This is a genomic window from Bovifimicola ammoniilytica (genome assembly GCF_025567085.1).
GTDB lineage: Bacteria > Bacillota > Clostridia > Lachnospirales > Lachnospiraceae > Bovifimicola > Bovifimicola ammoniilytica.
Genome location: NZ_JAOQJN010000003.1, coordinates 280,342 through 304,957 on the forward strand (window position 1 = coordinate 280,342; position 24,616 = coordinate 304,957).

Annotated in this window: 20 protein-coding genes and 1 pseudogene; 2 read left to right on the forward strand and 19 right to left on the reverse strand. The window is 32.8% G+C overall.

Annotated features, from left to right (window positions below):
- Positions 1 to 196 precede the first annotated feature (196 nt).
- The 18 genes and pseudogenes from OCV48_RS05125 to OCV48_RS05210 form a co-directional block, all read right to left on the reverse strand.
- Positions 197 to 1,909: an alpha-amylase family glycosyl hydrolase gene (locus OCV48_RS05125; protein WP_262559106.1), complete on the reverse strand. Its 1,713-nt coding sequence runs from the start codon at positions 1,907 to 1,909 to the stop codon at positions 197 to 199.
- Between the two features lie 76 nt (positions 1,910 to 1,985).
- The gene (locus OCV48_RS05130) at positions 1,986 to 2,567 is read right to left on the reverse strand and encodes a hypothetical protein (protein WP_147591318.1); all 582 of its coding nucleotides are present in this window, start codon (positions 2,565 to 2,567) and stop codon (positions 1,986 to 1,988) included.
- A 286-nt stretch (positions 2,568 to 2,853) separates the two neighbouring features.
- Positions 2,854 to 3,750 (reverse strand): Bax inhibitor-1/YccA family protein, encoded by an 897-nt coding sequence (locus OCV48_RS05135; RefSeq protein WP_021982119.1) that lies wholly within the window; start codon positions 3,748 to 3,750, stop codon positions 2,854 to 2,856.
- A gap of 133 nt (positions 3,751 to 3,883) precedes the next feature.
- The gene (gene cls / locus OCV48_RS05140; RefSeq protein WP_147591319.1) at positions 3,884 to 5,422 is read right to left on the reverse strand and encodes a cardiolipin synthase; all 1,539 of its coding nucleotides are present in this window, start codon (positions 5,420 to 5,422) and stop codon (positions 3,884 to 3,886) included.
- Positions 5,422 to 6,702: a glutamate-5-semialdehyde dehydrogenase gene (locus tag OCV48_RS05145; RefSeq protein ID WP_147591320.1), complete on the reverse strand. Its 1,281-nt coding sequence runs from the start codon at positions 6,700 to 6,702 to the stop codon at positions 5,422 to 5,424. The genes cls and OCV48_RS05145 overlap by 1 nt, the downstream gene beginning before the upstream one ends.
- Before the next feature lie 146 nt (positions 6,703 to 6,848).
- Positions 6,849 to 8,690 (reverse strand): asparagine synthase (glutamine-hydrolyzing), encoded by a 1,842-nt coding sequence (gene asnB, locus OCV48_RS05150; RefSeq protein ID WP_021982116.1) that lies wholly within the window; start codon positions 8,688 to 8,690, stop codon positions 6,849 to 6,851.
- Positions 8,691 to 8,774: 84 nt separating this feature from the next.
- Positions 8,775 to 9,881, reverse strand: a complete 1,107-nt coding sequence (locus OCV48_RS05155) for a Fic family protein (RefSeq protein WP_147591321.1) — start codon at positions 9,879 to 9,881, stop codon at positions 8,775 to 8,777.
- Between the two features lie 219 nt (positions 9,882 to 10,100).
- On the reverse strand, positions 10,101 to 12,137 hold the full coding sequence (locus tag OCV48_RS05160) for an ABC transporter permease (protein WP_147591322.1): 2,037 nt from the start codon (positions 12,135 to 12,137) through the stop codon (positions 10,101 to 10,103).
- Positions 12,138 to 12,242: 105 nt separating this feature from the next.
- Positions 12,243 to 12,997, reverse strand: a pseudogene (locus tag OCV48_RS05165) (ABC transporter ATP-binding protein).
- A 105-nt stretch (positions 12,998 to 13,102) separates the two neighbouring features.
- A complete protein-coding gene (locus tag OCV48_RS05170) occupies positions 13,103 to 14,053 on the reverse strand; it encodes a sensor histidine kinase (RefSeq protein WP_021982112.1) in 951 nt (316 codons plus the stop codon).
- 1 nt (position 14,054) lies between these two features.
- A complete protein-coding gene (locus tag OCV48_RS05175; RefSeq protein ID WP_021982111.1) occupies positions 14,055 to 14,735 on the reverse strand; it encodes a response regulator transcription factor in 681 nt (226 codons plus the stop codon).
- A gap of 14 nt (positions 14,736 to 14,749) precedes the next feature.
- Complete coding sequence (locus OCV48_RS05180) at positions 14,750 to 15,886, reverse strand: DHHW family protein (protein WP_021982110.1); 1,137 nt, start codon at positions 15,884 to 15,886, stop codon at positions 14,750 to 14,752.
- A gap of 18 nt (positions 15,887 to 15,904) precedes the next feature.
- A complete protein-coding gene (locus tag OCV48_RS05185) occupies positions 15,905 to 17,323 on the reverse strand; it encodes an MBOAT family O-acyltransferase (RefSeq protein ID WP_021982109.1) in 1,419 nt (472 codons plus the stop codon).
- 72 nt (positions 17,324 to 17,395) lie between these two features.
- Positions 17,396 to 18,472, reverse strand: a complete 1,077-nt coding sequence (locus tag OCV48_RS05190; RefSeq protein WP_147591324.1) for a hypothetical protein — start codon at positions 18,470 to 18,472, stop codon at positions 17,396 to 17,398.
- The gene (locus OCV48_RS05195; protein WP_021982107.1) at positions 18,462 to 18,686 is read right to left on the reverse strand and encodes an RNA polymerase sigma factor; all 225 of its coding nucleotides are present in this window, start codon (positions 18,684 to 18,686) and stop codon (positions 18,462 to 18,464) included. The genes OCV48_RS05190 and OCV48_RS05195 overlap by 11 nt, the downstream gene beginning before the upstream one ends.
- Before the next feature lie 579 nt (positions 18,687 to 19,265).
- On the reverse strand, positions 19,266 to 20,621 hold the full coding sequence (locus OCV48_RS05200) for an MATE family efflux transporter (protein WP_147591325.1): 1,356 nt from the start codon (positions 20,619 to 20,621) through the stop codon (positions 19,266 to 19,268).
- An 88-nt stretch (positions 20,622 to 20,709) separates the two neighbouring features.
- Positions 20,710 to 21,309: a GNAT family N-acetyltransferase gene (locus OCV48_RS05205; protein WP_147591326.1), complete on the reverse strand. Its 600-nt coding sequence runs from the start codon at positions 21,307 to 21,309 to the stop codon at positions 20,710 to 20,712.
- Positions 21,310 to 21,389: 80 nt separating this feature from the next.
- On the reverse strand, positions 21,390 to 21,863 hold the full coding sequence (locus tag OCV48_RS05210) for a GNAT family N-acetyltransferase (protein WP_021982104.1): 474 nt from the start codon (positions 21,861 to 21,863) through the stop codon (positions 21,390 to 21,392).
- A 388-nt stretch (positions 21,864 to 22,251) separates the two neighbouring features.
- Here OCV48_RS05210 and OCV48_RS05215 point away from each other — a divergent pair, with 388 nt between their 5' ends.
- Together OCV48_RS05215 and OCV48_RS05220 are read left to right on the forward strand one after the other, a co-directional pair.
- On the forward strand, positions 22,252 to 22,833 hold the full coding sequence (locus OCV48_RS05215; protein WP_021982103.1) for a xanthine phosphoribosyltransferase: 582 nt from the start codon (positions 22,252 to 22,254) through the stop codon (positions 22,831 to 22,833).
- 81 nt (positions 22,834 to 22,914) lie between these two features.
- Complete coding sequence (locus OCV48_RS05220) at positions 22,915 to 24,249, forward strand: uracil-xanthine permease family protein (protein ID WP_021982102.1); 1,335 nt, start codon at positions 22,915 to 22,917, stop codon at positions 24,247 to 24,249.
- A gap of 84 nt (positions 24,250 to 24,333) precedes the next feature.
- Here OCV48_RS05220 and OCV48_RS05225 read toward each other — a convergent pair whose 3' ends face one another.
- Positions 24,334 to 24,585: a hypothetical protein gene (locus tag OCV48_RS05225; RefSeq protein ID WP_021982101.1), complete on the reverse strand. Its 252-nt coding sequence runs from the start codon at positions 24,583 to 24,585 to the stop codon at positions 24,334 to 24,336.
- Between the last annotated feature and the right edge of the window lie 31 nt (positions 24,586 to 24,616).

Below are 24,616 nucleotides of genomic sequence, written 5' to 3' on the forward strand. Positions count from 1 at the left end.
CTGCGGCGGGTTGCTATAGCAACCCGCCGCAGTGCAATCCTCGCGGAGCGTTTTTTACTTACCAGTACAATTTCAACGAAATTTCCTGGTAAGTTAAAAATAATGTGACAAATAATCCCCCTGGACTATTTGTCACATTAAGTTTGTTCAAATAAATTAGTTTATCCTGACTTTATTAACATTAATTTTATTCACATTATTTAAGAATTACTATTGAATATGGTGGAAGAACTATTGTGTCCTCTACCTGATATGGTTTGTCTTCACCAACTGTTAACATTCCCTGAATACATGTGTAATTATTTTTTTCTCTTGATAAAGTTACTGTCTTTGTTTCTTCTTTATCTGTATTAGCAAGAATTATTATCTTACTGTCATTGTATGTCTTAGAAACTGCGAATATATCCCCATCCTCAACATCTGATAATATTTCAATTGTTCCTCTTGCTATTTCTGGGAAAATATTTCTTAATTTTACTGACTGCTTAACATATGAAAGAATTGATGTCTCATCTTTCTCCTGTTCTTCTACAGAAGCAAATTTGTTAATTACATAATTCTTATCCATATTAATAGGTCCTTTACATTCGCCTGTCTTATCTGTTGACGACCATATCATTGGTGAACGTTTATTCTCATCTGCACCTGTTCCACCGATACCGATTTCATCACCATAGTAAATGTATGTGCAGCCATTCATTATTCCTAACAAACCATGTACAAATTTAATCTTATTTTCATCAAATGCAAGATAATGTGCAGCTCTGTTTAAATCGTGGTTACCAACGAATGTTGCTGAAATTGCATCTTTAGAATATCCCGCAAGTGTATCTTGTGTATTCTTAAGTGCTGTTGCAAAATATTTCCCATTATAAGCAGGATCAACGCCCTGTGTTACAAGACTTATATTTCCATCAAAACTTGAATAACTAAAATCAAATGCACTGTCAATTCCGCTTTCAACATATCTTGCATAGTCTGCACACCATGTTTCAGCTACTATATATGCATCTGGTTTTACTGATTTAACGTAACCATTAAACCATCTTAATACTTCTATATTCTTGTCTGTTTCACCTGAATAATACTCTTTTGCTCCATCTAATCTGAATCCTGCTGCACCTAAGTCTAACCAGAATTTAGCAATATCTTCGAATTCTTTTCGCACATCTGGATTACCAAGATTTAAGTCTGGCATCTGCTGTGAGAATACTCCCTCATAATAATATGCTGAAGTTCCTGCCTGATAATAATTACCAGTCTGCTCGCCTTTTTTAAAGGTATAATAATTAACATATTTACATTCTGATGCATCCGGTTCTTTATCATCAGGAAGATTTTGTAAGTATTCTCTCGCTTCCTTGAACCAAGGATGTCCGATTGATGAATGGTTCATTACAAGGTCAATGATAACCTTAATTCCACGTTTATTACACTCTTCAATTAACTGCTTGAAATCATCAAGTGAACCATATGCTTTATCAATATCGCAATAATCTGTTATATCATATTTGTGATATGATGGTGAGGGAGATATTGGCATAAGCCATATACCATTTATACCAAGGTCTGTATCTGTTGAATCGTCACCATCATTCAGATAATCGAGCTTACTGATTATTCCCTGAATATCTCCCATTCCATCACCATCACTGTCACAGAATGAACCAACAAAGATTTCATAAAAGTTTCTGTTCTTATCATCAATTACATTAAGTGTAGACTGTAACTGTGCCGGAACTTCCTCTCCGTCTATCTTAATCTTCTCAGTTGTCTTATCATTAGCTGGTTTTTTCTTAGTATTGTCTGACTTATTACTCTTTCCACAACCTGATAGTGCAACCGATGTTGCTAATAAAAGTGCTAATGCACTGGTGGCAAGTTTCTTACCAAAGAATCTTTTTCTCATTTTGTTCTTCCTTTCCATAGTTCTTTATATTTTCATTTTATTATGATTTATAATTTATATTTTATTTGATAATCGTCTATTTTTCAATCTTTTTCATTCCTGATTTTTCTTTTAATTTCTTCTTATATGTCATATCAGACGTAAATATATAGCAAATAAATATAACCATTATCGCTTTTTCAAATATAAAGAATGTTAATGCTACTGATTCTATCGGCATAGAAATGTATTCACATAATATGCATAAGAACATTATCTTCCATAACATATTCATCCTCTTAATCTGATAATTACTTTCATTTCCCTGTAATGCGGAAAGATTCTGTATAAACATAAATATATTAAGTAAAAATGCCAATTCCAATATAGCACTTAACATCACTATTATATTAGCATTAATCTTATATAATATTCCGTACATATCAAGAATATATGCAGCATATGATATCACAAATGTTATCACTGCCGTAATCATTCCCTGCTTCGCGGCCACCTTAAGTGAATCATTTTCACTGTTATCTTTCCATAATTTAAAAAATTGATATATCAATATCGCATATCCTATGAAATCAGGTAATAAATCAAGATTTGCTTTCTTGTCCGGACTTACAACGATATCTATCGATATAAACAAAAATGCAACTATTACTTTTAACACACTAAACTCCATTCCGCAGACGTTTACGTCGGAGGAATCGCGAGCAAAATTTAAGATTTTGCTCTGCGATAATGCTATTTGTGACGCCTGCGAAACAAATAGCGGTGCGAAAGGATTGGCGCATCGGCGCAATCCTTTCACACTATCTCCATTCCGTATATACCATTTTAAGAGGTAAGGAGGAGCTGCATATGCAGTTCCTCCTCTGCCATAAAATGTCTGTTATTATCTGTAATCTTACATATACCAGACTTATATTCTATACTTTATAACCGGTTGTATACTATTAGTTCTTCTGTTTTCCAAATATACTTAATAATCTTAAGAATAAGTTAATGAAATCAAGATATAATTCCATACCACAATATAATGCAATAATATTCATATCTGACATCTCACCACTACTTGCAAGTTTCTTCATCTTCTGTGTATCATATGCTGTTAAGCCTACAAAGATAGCTACTCCGACATAATCCATAAATAAATCAATGCCTGAACTATGAATGAAAAATATATTAGCAAGTGTAACAAGTATAACACCCCAAAGAGCCATCATTAAGATTGAACCCATCTTAGTTAAGTTAATACGTGTTGTTGCACCAATTACTGCCATTCCGGCAAACATTCCAGCACAAAGTAAAAATACTTCCTGTATTGAACCAAAATCATATGCATAAAAGATAACTGATAATGTCAGACCATTAATTACTGAATATGCTGCAAATAACACTGCTGCAAGTACTGTCTTTCTCTTTGCAATTGCAAATGACGAACCCATTACTACCGCAAACTCAAGTACAAGCCAGGCTGTAAATCCGGAAAATACCATTTCCTCAATACTTTTGCTGACTAACACTAATGATGCTGAAATTGCTGTAACTAATAATGCAGCTAATACAATTATAAACGACCTTGTCATAATCTTTGACTGTGTCTCTGCTGAATCATAAACTGTTCCATCGTAATAATTACTTGCATTGTAGTTATTATTATAATTATTGTTATAATTATTATAGTTGTTATTATTGTATCCACCATCATTTCCATAATAATTATATCTGTTATCATTAGAGTAATTGTTGCCTGAATAATTATATGTGTTATTATTGTTATTATTCGAATACTGATTACTGCTTGAGTTATCATAGTCCGAATAATAATTGTTATTATCTTCGTTCCTCATATCACTCAGCCCTTTCCACGCTTTTATAAACGTTATTAAATTATATTTTTATTCTTTCGTATCATAGCATAGCGAATTTTTATAGTCAATGCATTTTATACTTTTTTAATAAGCATTTTAGATATGTGATACATTATAACAATGGCGACAACACTCGTAAAAGTGCATCAATGATTCTACCAATAATTCTCTGCTTTCTATCCTCTAAAGTTACCTGATATGATTTTTCAAATGTTTCTAAGCAATCTTCTTTTAAAGGCTGTATTGCTGAAGTCTTATACATATATGTTCCACATTCAAAATGTAGATACAGACTTCTATAATCCATATTAATTGAACCGACTACAGCGAATTTATCATCACATACATAACTTTTGGCATGTATAAATCCTGGCAAGTATTCATAGATTTTAACACCCGCCTTTAAAAGTGGTGTATAGTTTGACCTTGTAAGCCTGTATATTATCTTCTTATCAGGTATGCCCGGTGTGACAATTCTTACGTCTACGCCCCTTTTTACTGCAAGACAGAGTGCATTTAACATTTCATAATCTATAATCAGATATGGTGTGTAAATATATACATATCTTTCTGCCTGATTAAGTATTTCTATATATACATTTTCAGCTATTGGCTCATTCTCTAACGGAGTATCACAGAATGGCTGCACAAAACCATTTGACAGTCTGTCATCTTTCTTAAGTGGCTCTGTCTTGAATTTCATAATATCTTCGTCATCTTTTCTATATGCACGCCACGTTTCAAGAAACATTAATGTGAAATTCCATACCGCTTCACCTTTAATCCGTACTCCTGTATCTTTCCAATGTCCAAATCTTGAATTCTCATTGATATATTCATCTGACAGATTGATTCCGCCATTAAAAGCAACTTTACCATCTATTACCATTATTTTTCTGTGGTCACGATTATTCATAACCAGTGAAGCAATCGGTACAAATGGATTAAATGCAAGACAATGTATATTTGTTCCAAGGCTTTCTAAATATAAATCATATTGTGGTGGTAATGTTGCAACAGAACCAATATCATCATATATAACTCTTACTTCAACACCCATAGCAGCTTTTCGTACAAGAATCTCTAAGATTGAATCCCACATCTTACCCTCCTGAATAATAAAATATTCCAAAAAGATAAAATGCTCTGCTTTCTCTAACTCCTCAAGCATGTCCTCATACATTTCCTCTCCCACTTTATAGTAAGTAGTCTCTGTATTGGTCCATACCGGATAATCTGAATAGTTAGTTATATATTTTGATGTCTGTGCTGCTCTGATATTCATCTCTTCTAAACGTTCTAATGTATCATTATCCTGTGGCATAAATTTCTTAAGCTCATTATGTGCCAGATTAAATTTTCTTCTTAAACGTTTAGATGGCTTCTTATCGCCAAATGACAGGTATAATAAGCCTCCGAATAATGGCGATAATAATATCAGAACTATCCATATAATTCTATATTCGGGGTTATCGTCCTTACTTATCAGATATACGACCATGGCAAGACTTAATATTACTGAAATCACCTCGATAATATCTGAGTATTTCATCAACTTCATCACAAGTAATGTCCACCATGCGATCTGAAATAAAATAATTATAACTGTAAGAAAAATCCTGTTAAATACCTTTCTAAAATGTTCTTTCATTACATCAAATCCTTAAATTTAAAATTACGTTTTCCATCTGCATAATCAGCTACAACATTTCCATTTCCAAATAATTTGTATTTATAAGTACAAAGTCCCTCAAGTCCTACCGGACCTCTTGCGTGTAATTTACTTGTACTGATTCCGACTTCTGCACCAAAACCATATCTGTATCCATCCGCAAATCTAGTCGAACAATTCTGATACACTCCTGCCGAATCTACATACTGCATAAATTTCTCTGCTGCCTTATTATCTTCCGTAATAATGCAGTCTGTATGATGTGAACCATATTTATTGATATGATTAATCGCTTCATCTATATCATTTACTGTTTTTACAGAAATTATTAAATCGAGATATTCTGTCTTAAAATCCTCTTCGGTAGCTTCTTCACAGTCAATTACTTTTCTGATTTCATCAGTACCTCTTACTTCTACTGATTTTGCCTTAAATGCTTCATTTAACTTAGGCATAAGTTCATTTACTATGTCCTTATGTACAAGCAGTGTTTCTGTCGCATTACATACTGCTGTATATTGTGTCTTAGAATCTATTATGACTTTAACTGCCTTATCTATATCAAGATTTTTGTCTGCGTAAATGTGGCAGATACCGTCAGCATGTCCCATTACAGGAATCTTTGTATTACTCATTATATACTGAACAAATGCGTTTGAACCTCGTGGTATAAGTAAATCTACTGACTCATGGCAGGCCAACAATTCATTTATCTCTTCTCTTGCCTCTACCTGCATCATACAATTCTCTGGCAAACCTGCTTCTATTGCCGCATTATATATTGTATCAAATACTATCTTATTCGTATTCATAGCTTCGCTGCCGCCCTTTAATATCGCACAGTTACCACTCTTTATACATAATGTAGAAATCTGTACCATGGCATCAGGTCTGGATTCAAAGATAACTCCGATTACTCCGATAGGACATGATTCCCTGATTAATAATAAATCTGTATCAAGTTCTCTTTTCATCTGTACCTTGCCAAGCGGATCAGGTAATGCAATCAAATCACGTATGCCTTTTACCACATCATTTATCTTATCTTCATTAAATTTTAATCTCTTTAATATAGGTGCGGCAATTCCATCTTCTTTTGCTTTCTCTAAATCTGTTTCATTTGCCTTTTTAATGTTCTCTTTATTAGCCATAATAGCATCTGCTATCGCAATAAGTGCTTTATTTCTATCTTCAAATGTCAGAGCTGACATCTTTGAGCTGTCTAACTTCATCTTTTCTGCCTGTGTTTTGATATCCATTTTCATTCTCCATTTCTATATATATTTCTATTCATTTCTTTAAATGATTGCAAAATAATCGTAAAATTATTATTTTGCAATCACATTTATTAACTATCAACAATTCTGATTACTTCAGTTTACCATACTTTCTGTAAATTTGCACCTTACAAATTGAATTTTCTAAGCCAATAATTAATCTGCAACAGATATGCAAGCATCTGCGGACCTGCCATAAGCTGGCCATACCATGGCTTTCCATAGTCTTTCTTCTCATTAATGAATGCATATACTTTATTTTTGTCTACCAATCGGTTCACAGGTGATGACGTATCTTCGATTACTTCTATCAGGTTGCCTGCAAGAAGTTTCTCGTAATGCGGATCATATGTCTTAGGATATGGACTCTTTTTTCTAAATAATACTTCGTCAGGAAGAAGTCCTTTCATTGCATTTCTAAGCAGACTTTTTTCAACACCATTTTCGCTTTTCATCTTCCATGGAACATTGTACATAAACTGCATTATTCTGGTGTCTGCAAATGGAACTCTCGCTTCAAGTCCCGAACACATACTCGCCCTGTCCATTCGGTCTAATAATGTCTGCATAAACCATTTAATATTAAGATACGATATCTGTCTTCGTCTTGTTTCAGTTTTATCCTCATCATCTAATTCCGGAGTCTCATTTATCGTATTCTCATAGGCATTTCTTATATATTCGTCCATTCGAAGTTCTCTGATGACTTCATCTTTTAACACACTCTGTCTTGCTGTAATATCCATAGACCATGGAAATGTATCTGCTTCAAAACATTCCTTCTTATGGAACCATGGATATCCTCCAAATATCTCATCTGCACATTCGCCTGTCAGAACCACCTTATAATAAGGTTTTACCTGACTACAGAAATACAACATAGATGAATCTACATCAGCCATAGTCGGCAAGTCTCTTACATCAACTGATTCATAGAGTTTATCATAGAGATTACTGTTATTACATTCCAGATAATGATGGTCTGACTGCATATAATCAACCATTATTTTCACAAATGGTTTATCCTGCGATGGTTGAAATGAATTTGCCTTAAAATATTTATCATTATCCACGAAATCAAATGAAAATGTTCCAAGCACCCCTCCCCTTTTCTTTAATTCATCTGAACATATTGCAGAGACTACGCTACTGTCGATTCCTCCCGACAGAAATGTGGCAATCGGAACATCTGAAATCATCTGTCTCTTTATGGAATCTGATACAAGAAAACGGGTTTTCTCAACTGTTTCATCATATGAAAGGGTATGATATTCTGCCTCTAATCCCCAATATTTATGTTCCTGTATCTCTTCTTTATTTATCCTTATAAAATGTCCAGGCTTTACTTCAAGAATATTCTTAAACACACCTTTTCCATAGGTTTTTGCGGGACCTAAGGATAGCACTTCATTAAGTCCCTCTGTATCTATCTCCGGTCTGATACCCTCATATTCAAATATGCCCTTTATCTCCGAAGCAAAAATTACTTCTCCATCTCTAATGCTATAATAAAGCGGTTTTACCCCGACCTGGTCCCTTACTAAATATGTTTCTTTACTCTTGTCGTTAACTACCATAAATGAAAATATTCCGTTAAGCATTTTAAATGCATCACTGCCATACTCTGCAAATGTCACAAGTATTACTTCTGTATCTGAAGTGGTCTCAAAACTCCAGCCTTTACTAATTAAGTCATTTCGAAGCTCCGATGTATTATAAATCTCTCCATTGTATACAATACTAAAGGTATTCCCGCCTACTTTTAATGACATTGGCTGTTTACCATTTTTTAAATCTATAATTGACAATCGTGTATGTGCAAGTCCATAATTTTCTCTTAACACCCGCCCACTTTCATCAGGACCTCTATGGTATAATACCTGACACATTTTCATTAAGATATGTTCATATTTACCTCTGTCTGACAGATAATTTCTTCTATAATTCACAAAACCTGCAATTCCACACATATTCCGCTCCATTCCGCAGTGACTCGTCACTTCACCTGATACATTTGTATCTAGTATATGTGTCGAAATTACAGGTTATTCTTTTTAATCATTCCGTTTGAATTTATATTTTCCTTTACCATAACCCGATACATTTTCGATAATATCAGATTGTAATAATTTAGAAAGTAATTTAGAAACACTTGAATCTTTAAGTTCTAATAGTTCTCTGACAGCACTTCGTCCAAAGACTTCATTATATCCATACTTATTGAACATTTTATAAATATGAGCAATTGTCTTAGTTGAAAAACTACTTAATTTATCAGAAAATACACATTCATCTTCAATGTCTAAATCTTCCTTAACAATATCTGTTCTCACATTATCAAATTTACCACTTATGTGCAAATTACGATTATGAAGTTCATTTTTCTCATTTAAGAGCATATTTCTTAGAAATAATTCAAGATACTCTGTTGTTTCGTGAATACCTATTTGAAGATTTGTATAATTAGCACGTACAAGCGCATTTCTAAAATACCAGGCATTTTCAGCAAAAATATCATTCGTTGTGTAAAAGCCAAGTGTTCGCAGATATTTAATAAAAAATACTGCTGTTGTCCTGGTGTTGCCCTCTCCGAAAATATGAATTTGCCATAATCTCGATATAAATACTGCAAGATGATGAATAATCTCATTCATTGAAAGACCTTTATAACTAAAGTTCCTCTCTTGTGAAAAATCATACTCAAGCGTTGCACGAAGTTCTGAAGCGCTGCCATACATAACAGTTGCTCCATCTAAAACCCATTCTTTTTTAGTAATATTGTAATCTCTTATTCTGCCTGCGTGGTCATAAATTCCTTGAAATAATTTACGATGTATTGAGATATATTCATTTGGTGAAAACGAAAATGCGGTTTCTGACAATATCTCTGCAATACGTGATGCTACCTTATCAGCTTCTTCGGTCCTATCATCATCTGACATATGCACAGGTCTTTCCTCATAATAGCTGTCAATAAGATTCTTAGCTTCCCTAACAGTAATTTTACCATCAATATTCTGTATAGCAGTTTCAACCAGATACTTAGATGGTCGTAGTCCATCTACTGCCTGAAGTCCTATTGCCGTACTCCACGCATATCCTTTACTAACCTTATCAGGTTCAGACTCTTTCAAATACTCCTTAAATGGGTCCCTTTCCATATTCGCCTACCTCATTTCATAATCTTGCATTTTACAACAATAACTACAACTCATTTATACTGATAATTATACCACTTTTTACTGTACTTTTGTCTACTTTTTTGTTCTGAATATCTACTTTTTCGGATTGAATGTCTACTTTTTGTTTTGCAATATTTATTTTTTACACATCAATGTCTACTTTTTATTTTGCAATATCTGTTTTTTACATATCAATGTCTACTTTTTATTCTCTACAATATTATAATATACCTTAGATGTAAGAAGATATACCACTGCATAGACTATAACAAATATTCCTATTGTTCCAAGTGTACATCTTATGAATAATGAATCATTTTTAAGATTTAACGTCATAAGTATATTCTTTATCATTTTAAATGCTCCTGCTACATGAATTGTTGCTGCCACAATCGGAAGCATAAATACCATTAACACCTGGGTTTTAATCGACTTCTTCACTTCTGAATGGCTCATTCCGACTTTCTGCATTATGTCGAACCTTTCTTTATCCTCATAGCCCTCTGTAATCTGTTTATAATAGATAATCAGTACAGTAATGCTTAAGAATAATATGCCTAAAAATATTCCAATGAACAATAAGCCACCATACATTGTATAGAATTCATCTTTTACATAAGCACGACATGAAAACATCACATCATAGTTCAATTTGTCACAGGCATCTAATATTTTATTATAACAATCCGATATTTTTTCATCGGATGCATTAAAATCAATCTTCATCATATAACAAACAGGCTTTACATCTTCATCTTCTGAATTCTCTGCCGTAATTCCTAACTTATCACATTTATCAAGATAAATCTGTCTTAGGACTTCGCTATCTTTAACTACAAGCAAATGCATATTTCTCATATAATCAGCTTCCATATCGAATTTGGCGATTCGTCCTTTTACCTTAAAGCTATAATTACCAATGGTAAACTCGTCTTTTACTTTCTTATCGGCGCTGTATATGTATACTTCGTCACTATTAAGTTCAATCTTTTCTCCGGTAAGATTTTCATAATCCTTAGCTGATATGACATGAAACTCATGAGTATCATCATTTCCATAATATCCGATATAATTATATTTACCATTTTCATAAGTAGTTGTTATAGTACATTCTTCGTATGCTCTGAAATGCTTTACCTGGATCCCTGTTTTAGCTACTGTATTCAATATTATTTCTCTGAAATCTTCATTGGATTCATCCATACCTTCAATGTTATCAACTTCAGAAAATCTATATATTTTCTCAATAGTAATATCATTTGGATAGCGGTATTTCATCTCATCTTCAACACCAGCATACATAGATACCGTAGTTGACACAACGACTAATACCATAGTTGATAGAATACAGATACTTGCAAGACCGGTTGCATTCTTCTTCATTCTGTAAATCATTCCTGATACTGCCGTAAAATTATTAACCTTATAATAGAACTTCTTATTATTCTTAAGCATCTTAAGTATAGCTATACTACCTGCAATAAATAAAAAATATGTTCCAACAATTACGAATAATACTGCTATGTAGAATCTCTTAAGTGCCTCTGTTGCCGATTCCGTTGTCATTGCAAGATAATAACCGATAACTAACATCGTCACACCTAAAATAGCTATTAGTAACTTAGTTTTAGGCTCTTTTTCACCAACATTACTTCCACTAAGAAGCTCTATTGTCTTAGAACGTCCGATTGCAATAAGATTTCCAATCAGAATTATCATAAATATCATTACAAATACTGCCACAGTAATTAAAATTCCTGTTACACTTATGTCAAACTTAATTTTCGAATCAAAACGTACCATTTTGCTAAGAATCATAAGCATCAATCTGCTAAATACTATTCCACTCAAGATTCCAGCAATCAATGTTCCTATTGTTGTATATATATTTTCAATTACCATTATTTTGGCAATGTGTTTCTTCTCCATGCCAAGTATATTGTAAATACCAAATTCTCTTTTTCTTCTTTTTGTCAAAAAGCTGTTCGAATATATCAGAAATATAAATGAAAATATTCCGATAACACCCATTCCAAACTTTAAAATAATTCTTAATGATTCTCCACCTCTTATAACGTCAAGTCCGGTATTAAACGATAAGAAACTTATTATATAGAACATTGCAATTGTAAATATACATGTTATAAGATATGGATAATAAAATTTACCGTTTTTTCTGATATTTTCTAATGCAAGCCTTGGATAAAATGCTTTATTTTTACCTGTTTTCTTCATTTTTCCTCCATTTTCAATGCAATCTCTTAGTTCTGTATGTGTATATATTTAAGCAATTGCATTACACATTTATGATTAATTAAATAATTGTATTATAATATCTGTCTATTTCTGCGAAGTAATCATTGTAAGAGTATCCGAAATCTTTGCAAACATTTCTTCTCTGCTCAATGTGCCTCTGTATAACTGATGATACACCTCACCATCTTTAATAAACATTACTCTTTTCGCACTGCTTGCTGCTTTGGTCGAATGTGTAACCATAAGAATTGTCTGACCATCATTATTAATATCATCAAATAATCTTAAAAGCGAATCTGTTGCTTTAGAATCTAATGCTCCGGTTGGTTCATCTGCAAGTATGAGTCTTGGTCTTGTTATCAATGCTCTTGCCACTGCCGCTCTCTGCTTCTGTCCACCTGATACCTCATATGGATATTTATCTAAAATATCACTTATCCCTAACTTTTTAGCTATCGGCTCAAGTCTTGACTGCATTTCATCATATTTGCAGCCCGATAATACTAATGGAAGAAAAATATTATCTTTTAGTGAAAATGTATCCATTAAATTGAAGTCCTGAAATACGAACCCCAGATTATCACGTCTGAAGGCTCTTTATCTTTAAGTGTCATAATATTTTTTCCGTCTAATAAGACTTCTCCGTCACTTGCTTTATCAAGTGCAGCTAAAATATTTAATAATGTCGTTTTACCCGAACCACTTTCACCCATTATCGCAACGTACTCACCCTCATCAACTGAAAATGTAACATTACTTAATGCCTGGACTTTATTGCCACCGAACCTTGTTGTGTATATTTTCTTTAAATTTTTTACTTCTAAAATTGCTTTATTCATTTTAATCCTCATTTCTACTAGAATATATTACCTGATTACAGATAAGAGTATAATTAAATTTCTTTATTGTTTCCATAGATTTGACTTACAATACAAAAATAAACCTTACATTTTCGTAAGGTTTATGAAAATCTTTGTTCCCTTATGTATCTCTGAGTCTGCTGTTATGTCTCCGCCAATATTTTTCATCACATTTTTACACAGATATAATCCGATTCCTGTCGACTTCATCTCGATTCTTCCATTATAGCCCGTAAAACCATTTTCAAATATTCTTGGCAAATCTTCCTTAGCTATCCCTATTCCGCTATCTTCAATTACAAGCCTTTCATGAACATCCGTGTATATCTTTATCTTTCCCTCATTCGTGTACTTAAGCGCATTTGATAACACCTGTCCGATTACAAATAACAACCATTTCTTATCTGTTATTATTTCCATATCAAGATTGTTAAGTTCTACATTTATCTTCTTTCTGATAAATTGCCTTGCATATTTTCTTACAGACTGCTTTACTATGTCCTCTAAGCAATATTTTTCAAAATCATAATCCGTACTGTCACTTTCCATTCTAAGATATGACAAAACCATTTCCACGTATTGTTCTATCTTAAATAATTCGTTCTCTAATTCCTTATGGTTAGCTGACTCCTTAACTTCATCCTCCTGTAACAGAAAATTAAGTGCTACTATCGGTGTCTTGACCTGATGAAGCCACATTGTATAGAATTCCATCATCTCTTTACGCTTTATGCCATTTTCCGACTTAAGCTTTTCTATCTCTTCTACCTTTTCATTAATAATATCCACATATGCTTCTTCTATCGGAGTTAACTTCTTAGGAATTGATTTTCTCTCTAATACTTTGCTTTTCTTATAGAATCTGAACATACCAAATAATACAACCACAATTCCAATATACAGAATTACACTTGTCGAATACATTATTGCTGTTTTATCAACATTTTCGAAATATAAGATAACAGCATTTAAAATCATTATAGTTATATACAGACTTATCATTTTAATATTCTGTTTCAGATATTTATATAACATACTACTCTCCATTCGCTATATAGTAGCCCATTCCTTTTTTCGTTTCAATCAATCCTTCTAAACCTGCATTTTCTAATTTCTTTCTTAATCTGGTCACATTAACCGTCAATGTATTATCATCAACATAACTGTCTGATTCCCATAATACAGTCATTATATCTTCTCGGCTTACAGTTTTGCCCTTGTTATCCATAAGAATTTTTAATATCTTAAATTCATTTCTGGTAAGTTCGATTGCATTACCATTATATGTAGCAGTCGCATTTCCCATATCTAATATAAGTCCATTATGCTCTATAAGATTAGTCTGTGAAGCGAAGTCATAGGTTCTTCTAAGCATTGCCTGAATCTTCGCTAACAGAAGCGATAATTCAAAAGGCTTTGCAATAAAATCATCTCCACCCATATTTATCGCCATAACTATATTCATATTATCAGAACTTGATGAAACAAATATAATCGGTACTTTAGAAATCTTCCTTATCTCACTGCACCAATAGAAACCATTATAATAAGGCAGGGAAATATCCATTAATACCAGATGCGGATTATATTCCGCAAATTCATTCACTATATTATCAAATTTTCTTACATGTCTTGTCTCATATCCAAAACCATTCAGATACTTCTCAACCGATGATGCAATTATACTGTCATCTTCTATAATAAAAATTTTCTGCATTCTTTTCTCCAATATCAATTCACCAACTTATATATATTTTTATCTTCTACAAAATTTCCAACATTATACAGCACCAGAATATCTGTATAACCACCTTCTTCTATCATCTTTCTAATACTCTCATTATAATATCGCAAGTCAACTACATCTATCTTACTAAACCCACTAATCATAAATGGAATAAAGCAATGTGCAAATGAATCTTTTATAACCAGAACCTTTCTGTCATTCTCAGCATTAGTAGTGATTTGTACTAATGGATTATTGCCCCCAAGAAATATACTGTATTTATCTTTCTTATCAAGTGCTGACATTTCATACAGACTATCTTTAAGTTCTGTAGAATTATTATAACGCACTGATACCTCTTCTTCCTTATCCGGCTCATAGATGTATACCTTATCAGCTTCAATCTCTAAATTCGCCTTTGAACTCATTGTTCCGTAAAATTTATCCGTTACTAATTTAGTCATATATTTTTCTATATTAATTCCTGTTTTATCCGCATACTCCGTAAATGCATAATATGCTCCAAGTGTTGTCCAATGATGGTCTGTCTTATAATACAGATATTCGTCTTTATGAGCCTTAAGCATCTGATTTACATCTACTGTATTATCCTCTCCGATTTCCTTGTAAATGTCATTAATATACCTAGTTTCGTTGAAATTATATGCATACTTTGGAAGCTTTTTCTTTAAAATCTCCGAAGTATTTGGAACTAACATTACACATATATCGGTATTTTTCTTGTAATTATCCACAAATTCTTCTAAATATTCACAGTTTTTATCCGCATTTTCCGTTTCGAACTTATCTTTATCCTGTCTTGCTATCAGATAATTATCTTTACCAAAATACACTCCATTTACGTCCTTTTTAAGGCTTGCAAGCTCGATATACGTCTTTAATTCTATCCATTTATTTCTAAATATGGTCTTATCCGCAAGATACGTTTCGTAATCCTCCTGATATTTGCCATTTAACAGATTCCCGCTGTCTAAATCAGGCTTTATCGCAAGATAACGGTTCTCTTTTTCTGAATATCTTTCATCACCTGCCGCAAAGCCAAATACTGACATTCCTGATAAAATTAATAAAAATATTGTAACTGTAACTTTACTTCTTATGCTTCCTTTTAATTTCTTCATTTTTCACGCTATCCTTATTCAAAATCTGAAATACAGAAATGGATTATAGCTTGAATCAACAAGATAAGCTATTACCATTGCAAATACAACAACATAGAAAACATTTGCAAGGACTGTTTTAACTGCCTCACTCTTTATAATTTCAAACAGCCTGTTTACTAATTTCTTAGCAGCAGGTGTCGATGCCACTATTAATATAATCAATAAAACTACGTGTGTATATAACAGATAAATTGACTGGTCATCATAGATTTTTCCGCCTGTAACATTAAACATTGTTTTAAGATATCTTCCTAACTGTCCCATATCTTCAAACGAGAAAATTACCCAGCCTGTAATTATAATAAGTAAAGTGTATATATGCTGTATAAATGCTGGAAGTCTGTCTATGTATTTCTTAAGAAATATCTTCTCTAGGATAAGAATTACACCATAATATAATCCCCACAACATGAAATTATAACTTGCACCATGCCACAAGCCTGTAAGTATCCACACCACCAAAATATTACGGATATGTTTATATGTAGAGCAACGGTTTCCTCCAAGCGGAATATAGACATATTCCCTGAACCATGTGCCAAGTGAAATGTGCCATCTTCTAAAGAATTCCGTAACACTTTTAGAAATATACGGATAATTGAAATTCTCCTCAAAATTAAAACCAAACATCTTACCTAACCCGATTGCCATATCTGAATATCCTGAGAAATCGAAATATATCTGGAATGTAAATGCGATAATTCCAAGCCATGCAGATAACACCGACATATTTTCCGGATTAACAGCCTTTATTGTGTCCCACAGATTACCAATGTTATTAGCTAATAACACTTTCTTACCTAATCCGGTTATAAAACGCCCTATTCCATCTGCAAATGTATCAATATTTCCCTTGCGGTTATTAAGCTCGTCTGCAACACTTTTATATTTAACAATCGGTCCTGCTATCAATTGTGGAAACATTGTTACATATGTTCCAAATGTAATAATATTTCTCTGGGCTGCAACATTTCCCCTGTATACATCAATCGTATATGACATTGTCTGAAATGTATAAAAAGACACGCCAACAGGAAGTGCAATTTCAAGTAACTGAAACCCACTTCCTGTTAATTTATTTGCTGTGTTAATAAGTAAATCTGCATATTTAAAGAAGCCAAGCACCGACAGATTAACAATAACTGATGCCACAACCATATATTTTGATGCAGAAATCTTATCTTTTTTCTTAAAATCTTCTATTAATATTCCGAAAATGTAATTTACAAGTGTCGAGAAAATCATTATAAGAACATACTTTGGCTCGCTCCAAGCATAGAATACAAGGCTTCCTGATAATAAAACCATATTCTTAAATTTTCCTGGTACTATATAATAAATCAGTAATATTAAAGGTAAAAATCTAAATAGAAATATTAAACTGCTAAAAACCATCTTTATCCTCGTTTACAGTAAACTCTTTTCCGTCATTATAACATCATTGTGTTTAACTGGCTAGGATTAATTCTATTGTGTTACCGAATAGAATTCTGATACAACAATATTTCCACCATCCGATACTCTAAATACTAATTTATGGGTTGTAACATTCATATTTTCTGACATACCCTTATTTGCTATATAATCGAAATATGCTTCCTGATTCTGCGGATATCCCGAACCTTTGAATGTTCCATACATATTTATGCCATTTCTGTCTTCTAATGCATTATTATAAGTAAAATATAATCTGCATTTAGCCCATTCATTTTCAAAATCTGATACCATATCACCAACATATAGAATTGTAATATCTGCCACATATTGGTTATCACTTTGTCTAAGGCTGTCAAGTTTATAATATGCCGGTACTGCTAATGATACACCTCTGGCTTTAAAATCTTCATTATAAATAAATGTATCACTTTTCTTATCGTAATTATAGATAATATCACTGCTGCCATAATATCCGATATCCGTAAGTTCAAGCCCGCTGCTGCTTATACAACTCTTCTGGAAGTAATTTCTTATAAGTTCTCCACTTATTTCCGGTTCACTAAATATGTCAATTTTTTCACCATTACCTACAAGGTTAAGTATATACCATAGTTTATCGGCATTAGTAAGGTTAGTTCCTTTTTCCGCAGATACTTCATTTCTATATAACCATAGGAAATTATTATTATATACTGTCTCTTCTATTATATTTTTAATTATATCCTGTGGAATATCGTTATTATTTGTATTAGTATTCTTAGTCATCTCCTCAGATGTTATATTCTCAGTGGTACTTGTATTTTTACTGTCTGTTTCTTTATCATTTGATTCATTAACAGTATCAAATTTTGTTGCCACCCTCTTAGTAGTCTGGGGTTCATCACCTAACTTAGTTCCATTCTTGATCACAACGGTTAATAAAATAACTATTGCCGCCATCTGTACACATACAACTCCGATGAAAAATACACTTTTTTTCTTCTCTTTCTTATCCTTTACTGCTGCCATAATATCACCTAACATTCTTTCTGTTTTGCTATTATCAACTGCAATTTTGGAATATGAATCTTTTATTTTTGCTTTTAATCTATCATTACTATTCTTCATTATTCTCACCCAGTCTTTCTTTTAAAATCTCTCTGCCACGTTTAAGCAGACTACATACTGTTGATTTATTTTTCTTCAATATTTCACTTATCTCCCGGGTAGAATATTCTTCATAATAGTACATATAAATAACAGTTTTATATTTAGGTGGTAATTTCATAATCTCTATGAAAGTCTCATCAATATCAAAACAATATTCTCCAATCCATTCCATCTTGCAGTCAGATAAAACTGTAAATTATTTGCAAAACACCACCTGATACTATCAGTTCATATTATTATTCGCGAATGTATGTGTTTTGTCTTTCACTATGTATACGTTTTAAGACTTCTTTTGATTGCATAAAATAAAAAATAATTTATATAAGCAGACTTCGCACATATAAGGACTCGTTTTTATTTACTGCTGTAGAATGAATTTGACATATATAAATATTAGAACTCATTGTAAGAATTGCGTAAATTTGTCAGATGTTATCTTTTTGCTCAAAGTTTGTGTACATTCACGATACAGACATTAAGCCGAGGTGTCCGTCTATGACACACTCTCTCATATTTCTTAATCTAGTGGGTGTAAATGCCCACACGATACGGCATAAATCGAGCGTGTGTCATAGACGGATACCTCGGTTTAAATGTCTGGATATTGAATGAACACAAATAATCAAAAGAGCAAAAAGATAATATCGACAAATTAGCAATTTGAAACACGAGTTCTAATATTTATATATGCAAAGTCATTCACCGGTAGTTTCTAAACGAATCCTTATATGTGCGAAATCTGCATTATAAATTATTTTTCTTTTATAGTTTTGCGTAAGAAGTCTTTATAAAAGTATATGCCTAGTGAAGACGTAAGTAATTCGGTAATTATGAACGTAAGCCAGAATTTATTAAGTCCAAATCTTGAGAATATATAGCCTAATGGAACAAATAATACGACAGTTCTTACTATTGTTAATACTGAACTTTTTACTGCACGGCCTATCGCCTGAAAGAATACTGGAAATATTAATGAAGTTACCATCGGAATAAAGCTAAAACCTATAAATCTTAAGCCTATTGTTCCTATTTCTATTACTGTTTTATCGCTTGTGAATACAGAAAGCATCTGTGACGGAATGGTTTCAAAACACAATGTTCCGACTGCCATAAGGCATACCCCTGCTATTAAAGAGGTCAATAATGTCTTTCTGCACCTGTCCAAGCTTCCTGCTGCATAATTGTAGCTTATTACAGGCACTATGCAGGTCTGCAATGCTCCTAATGGAATAAAGAAAAATGTCTGCCATTTATAATATAATCCAAGTGCGGTCACTGCCTGGTCTGAAAAGCCTGCCAGAATAAGATTTAATCCCAATATGTAAAATGTATATGCTGACTGCATTAATATATTAGGTATTCCAAGTATATATATTCTCTTGATTTCAGGAAGAAATTTAGAAATATGTGGTGGTTTATGATATGCTTTTCTGAATACAATTACGGCTGCCACTATCTGTCCTGCCACTGTTGCAATTGCTGCACCTGCGATACCACATTTTCTTACACCAAACATTCCAAAAATCAAAACAGGATCTAATATTATATTAGTTATCGCTCCTGCAATCTGGGCATACATAGGTGTTTTCATATCGCCTCTTGCCTGAAGAATTTTACTCCATATGCTCTCAAGAAATAATCCTATACTTGCCACGCACACAATTCGCCCATATATCACTACATATCTTATGACTTCTTTCGAATCTGTAGACATTTTCGCATACACCGGCATAATAAAAAAGCATATTACCGCAAATAATATCCATAGTACAAGTGCTAACGGAGTTCCGATTCCTGCGTTTTCGTCAGCCTTACCTTTCTTCTTTATTCCAAGATAATAAGCCATATTTGTATTAATACCCACACCCGTTCCAACACCTAAAGCTATCATTAATAACTGCATCGGATAAATTATTGATAATGCTGTAAGACCACTTTCTGAATATTTTCCCACAAACAGGCTGTCAACAATATTATACAATGCCTGAATTAACTGTGCGAGCATCACGGGTGGTGCAATTTTTAGTAAAATCTTCCCAATTTTCTCCTTACCATATAACTCACCCTCTGGAACTATATTTTGTTTATTTTCTGATTTATTATTCATTTTCTTTCACTTCTGCTTACTTATTTTTTATTATCTCTCTACTTACAAGATTCTCTGAAATTGAATAGGATATTTGTCATCTATTTATCTAAATTTCCAAATCTTCAAATTTAATGACTGCCGGCTGGTTATCAGTATGTTCTCCGAGTATTTTCTCTAACCACACCATATCATACCATCTGTTAAATTTATATCCACATTTATGAAATTCGCCAATCCATTCATATCCCATATGTTTATGGAATTTTACACTTGCATTTGTTAAATATTCGTCTTCAACCTCCGTATATGCGATGCAGGCATAAAGATTTACAATATTCTGTTTCTTCAAAATCTTCTCTAACTGGGCATATAGTAATTTACCAAGTCCCATTTTTCTCATATCTTCCTTGATATACACACTTGTCTCAACCGCCCAGTCGTATGCTGCCCTTCCCTTAAATGTACTGGCATAAACATATCCAGTCACTTCTCCATTAATTTCTGCAACTAAATATGGATATTTCTTCAATGTTTTCTCTATACGGCTTCGAAATACATCTACTGCAGGTACATCATATTCAAATGTTATTGCAGTCTTTTCTACATATGGTCTGTAAATATCTAACAGTACTTTTGCATCATCTAAAGCAGCTGTTCTTATTATAATTTCATTTTCACCATTTTTCTCTTCGTATATTTTACTCATAATAATCTCCATTTCGCAGGTACCACAAATAGCTGTGTAAAAAATCAGATATCAATCTGTATTTTTCACACCATCATATTTTATAATTCCTTTGTCATCTGCATATATGGTAACTTTTTATATCCACATTTCTCATATACTGCAACTGCTCTTTCATTCTCCGGTTCCACCTCAAGTCTGAATCTGACTGAATCATCTCCGTACATATCCTGTAATTTTTCAAAGAATTTAGAGCCTATACCCATTCCCCTGTACTCATTTTTAATATATATATCCTCAATCCATACACACATTCCGCCATATTCCGTTGAATAACTCTTTGCAAGCATAGCATAACCTGCAAGTTTATCTTCTTCATTATGTCTCTTCATATTATCTGAATTACATTCAAATACATATCCCTCGATAAATGGACATTTACCAATACAATCGTCTATGTCCTTCTTCAATATTTCCTCAGAAGCTTTATGTAAAACAGCAGGTGATGCGTAAAACACTTTCATCATCTCTAGAACTTCTTCTTTATCTTTATCTTCTATTAATCTGATTAACATTATTTCATCTCCATTTTTATCACTTTATTTTATCGTTTTATTTTGTTTTTTCATTTATTTTTGTGTTTTCTAATATTGGTTTTTGTATTTCATATATATTATTACGTTTGATACTTTTAATTTGACTTTTCATTTTCTATTATCTTCTATATCTTACTATGTAAATTAAAAATGTCAATCCATATAAATACTACATATTATGTTATAAACCTAAACTTCACACACATATTGCAATCAAATCTTCTTTATTAAGTGAATTTGCAAATATAAATATAAAAATTATTGACTTTCCAATTTTTATAAGTAATTTTTCTTATCTTTTGGTTGCCATAATCCATAAAATTTGTTAACCTATTCTTAATATATTGTAGTAGAAAAGAGGATAAAGATGAATTTTTTAGAAGAACGAATTATTAAAGACGGCATTGTTAAAGAGGGTAATGTATTAAAAGTTGACAGTTTTCTCAATCACCAGATGGATATCAGCTTATTTGAACAGATGGGCGAAGAGTTTAAACGTCGTTTTGCAGATAAAACAATCAATAAAATCTTAACTATCGAAGCATCAGGTATAGGTATTGCCTGTGTTGTTGCTAAATACTTCAATGTTCCTGTTGTATTTGCAAAGAAATCAAAAAGCATAAATATCGAAGGTGAGATGTATATAGCTGAAGTAGAATCTTTTACTCATAAATGCAGGAATCAGGTTATAGTATCTAAGAAATTTTTAAATTCTGATGATAAAGTCTTAATTATAGATGATTTTCTTGCGAACGGCTGTGCATTACAGGGATTAATCTCTATTGTAAATGAAGCCGGTGGAACAGTTGAAGGCATCGGTATCGCAATCGAAAAGGGCTTCCAGTCAGGTGGACGTATCATAAGAAATCTTGGTTATCAGTTAGAGTCACTTGCTATTGTCGAAAGTATGGATGCTGCAAACGGTACAATACAGTTTCGTGAACAGTAATTTGGTGTCAGAAAATCTTTTGCCCAACATCACATCTGTAATATTACTGTAATACTATATTAAAAGAGGATAAGAAAATAAATGAAAAGTACAAATTCTACTGTTTCGACAGCTAATCTCTATAAACTTGATGGCAAAATTCCAGTTACTCAGGCTATACCATTTGGCTTACAACATATATTAGCAATGTTTGTTGCTAATATTTCACCTATTCTTATAGTGGCAGGTACTTGTAATCTGTCAGCTTCACAAACTGCAATGCTTATTCAGAGTGCAATGATAATTGCCGGAATAGGTACACTCATACAGCTTTTTCCTATATGGCGTATTGGTTCAGGACTTCCAATTGTTATGGGTATCAGTTTTACATTTGTTTCTGTTTTCTGCTACATCGGACCTACGTATGGCTATAACGCAATTGTTGGTGCAATTCTTGTCGGTGGTATTATCGAGGGTGTACTTGGTCTTTTTGCCAAATATTGGATTAAACTTATTGCACCAATTGTAGCGGCAAGCGTTGTAACTGCTATTGGTTTCTCACTTCTTTCAGTCGGTGCCTCATCATTTGGTGGTGGTTCAGGTACAGAGAATTTTGGTTCAGCTAAGAACTGGATTATTGGAACAGTTACTTTATTAAGCTGTATTGTATTCAATATATTTGCTAAATCTTATTTAAAACAGCTTTCGGTATTATTCGGTTTAATTGTCGGCTATATCGTTGCTGCCTGTATGGGTATGATTGATTTTTCTGCATTACAGAATACTTCGTTTATTGCATTACCATCAATTATGCCTTTCAAACCTGAATTCAATATTAATGCAATTATTTCCGTTACATTAATCTTCTTAGTATCTGCAACGGAAACTATCGGTGATACATCTGCATTAGCTGCTTCAGGATTAAATCGAGATGTGACTCTTAAAGAAACATCCGGCTCTATTGCCTGTGATGGTTTTATAAGTGCATTATCATCAATATTGGGTTGCCTGCCAATTACTTCATTCAGCCAGAATGTCGGTCTGGTAGCTATGACTAAGGTTGTCAACAGATTTGCAATCGCTGCCGGTGCTGTTATAATGCTGCTCGCAGGCATCTTCCCATTCTTTGGTTCGTTGCTCGCAACTCTTCCTGATGCAGTTCTTGGTGGTTGTACACTTATGATGTTCGGTAACATTGTCGTAAGCGGCTTACAGATGATAGGAAAATGCGGATATACACAGAGAAATATCACAATTGCTGCACTTTCATTAAGTATTGGAATCGGTTTCACACAGGTACCTGAAATCTTTTCTATTTTTCCAAAGATTGTAGAAACTGTATTTGCTGAAAACTGCGTAGCTGTTGTATTTATAGTCTCTATTATATTAAACCTTGTATTACCTAAAAATATGGACGTAACACCTGCTTCGAAATAACAATGTCCGTCTATGAAACATACACTATTATTTATAAGTGTGTTCCATAGGCGGACATTTAATTTTCACTATACCAGATTTATCTTAACCTTTAAGTCCTCTTGCCTGTCTGTCCATATCTTCAACTACGATATCATATATCTCGCCTAATGATGAACAGTATTCTAATACTTTCCAAGGCTCATTTGTATGAAAATGAATCTTAATTAATTCATCATCACCTACTGCTAACAGGCAGTCACCTTTAAAATTGTTTGTAAAATAATCACTAATGACATCTTCGTCAAGGTCTTTTCCCTCAATTAATAACTGGGTATCATATTTGAATTCTAACATTTGTCCTCCATTCCACAATGCGTATTAAATT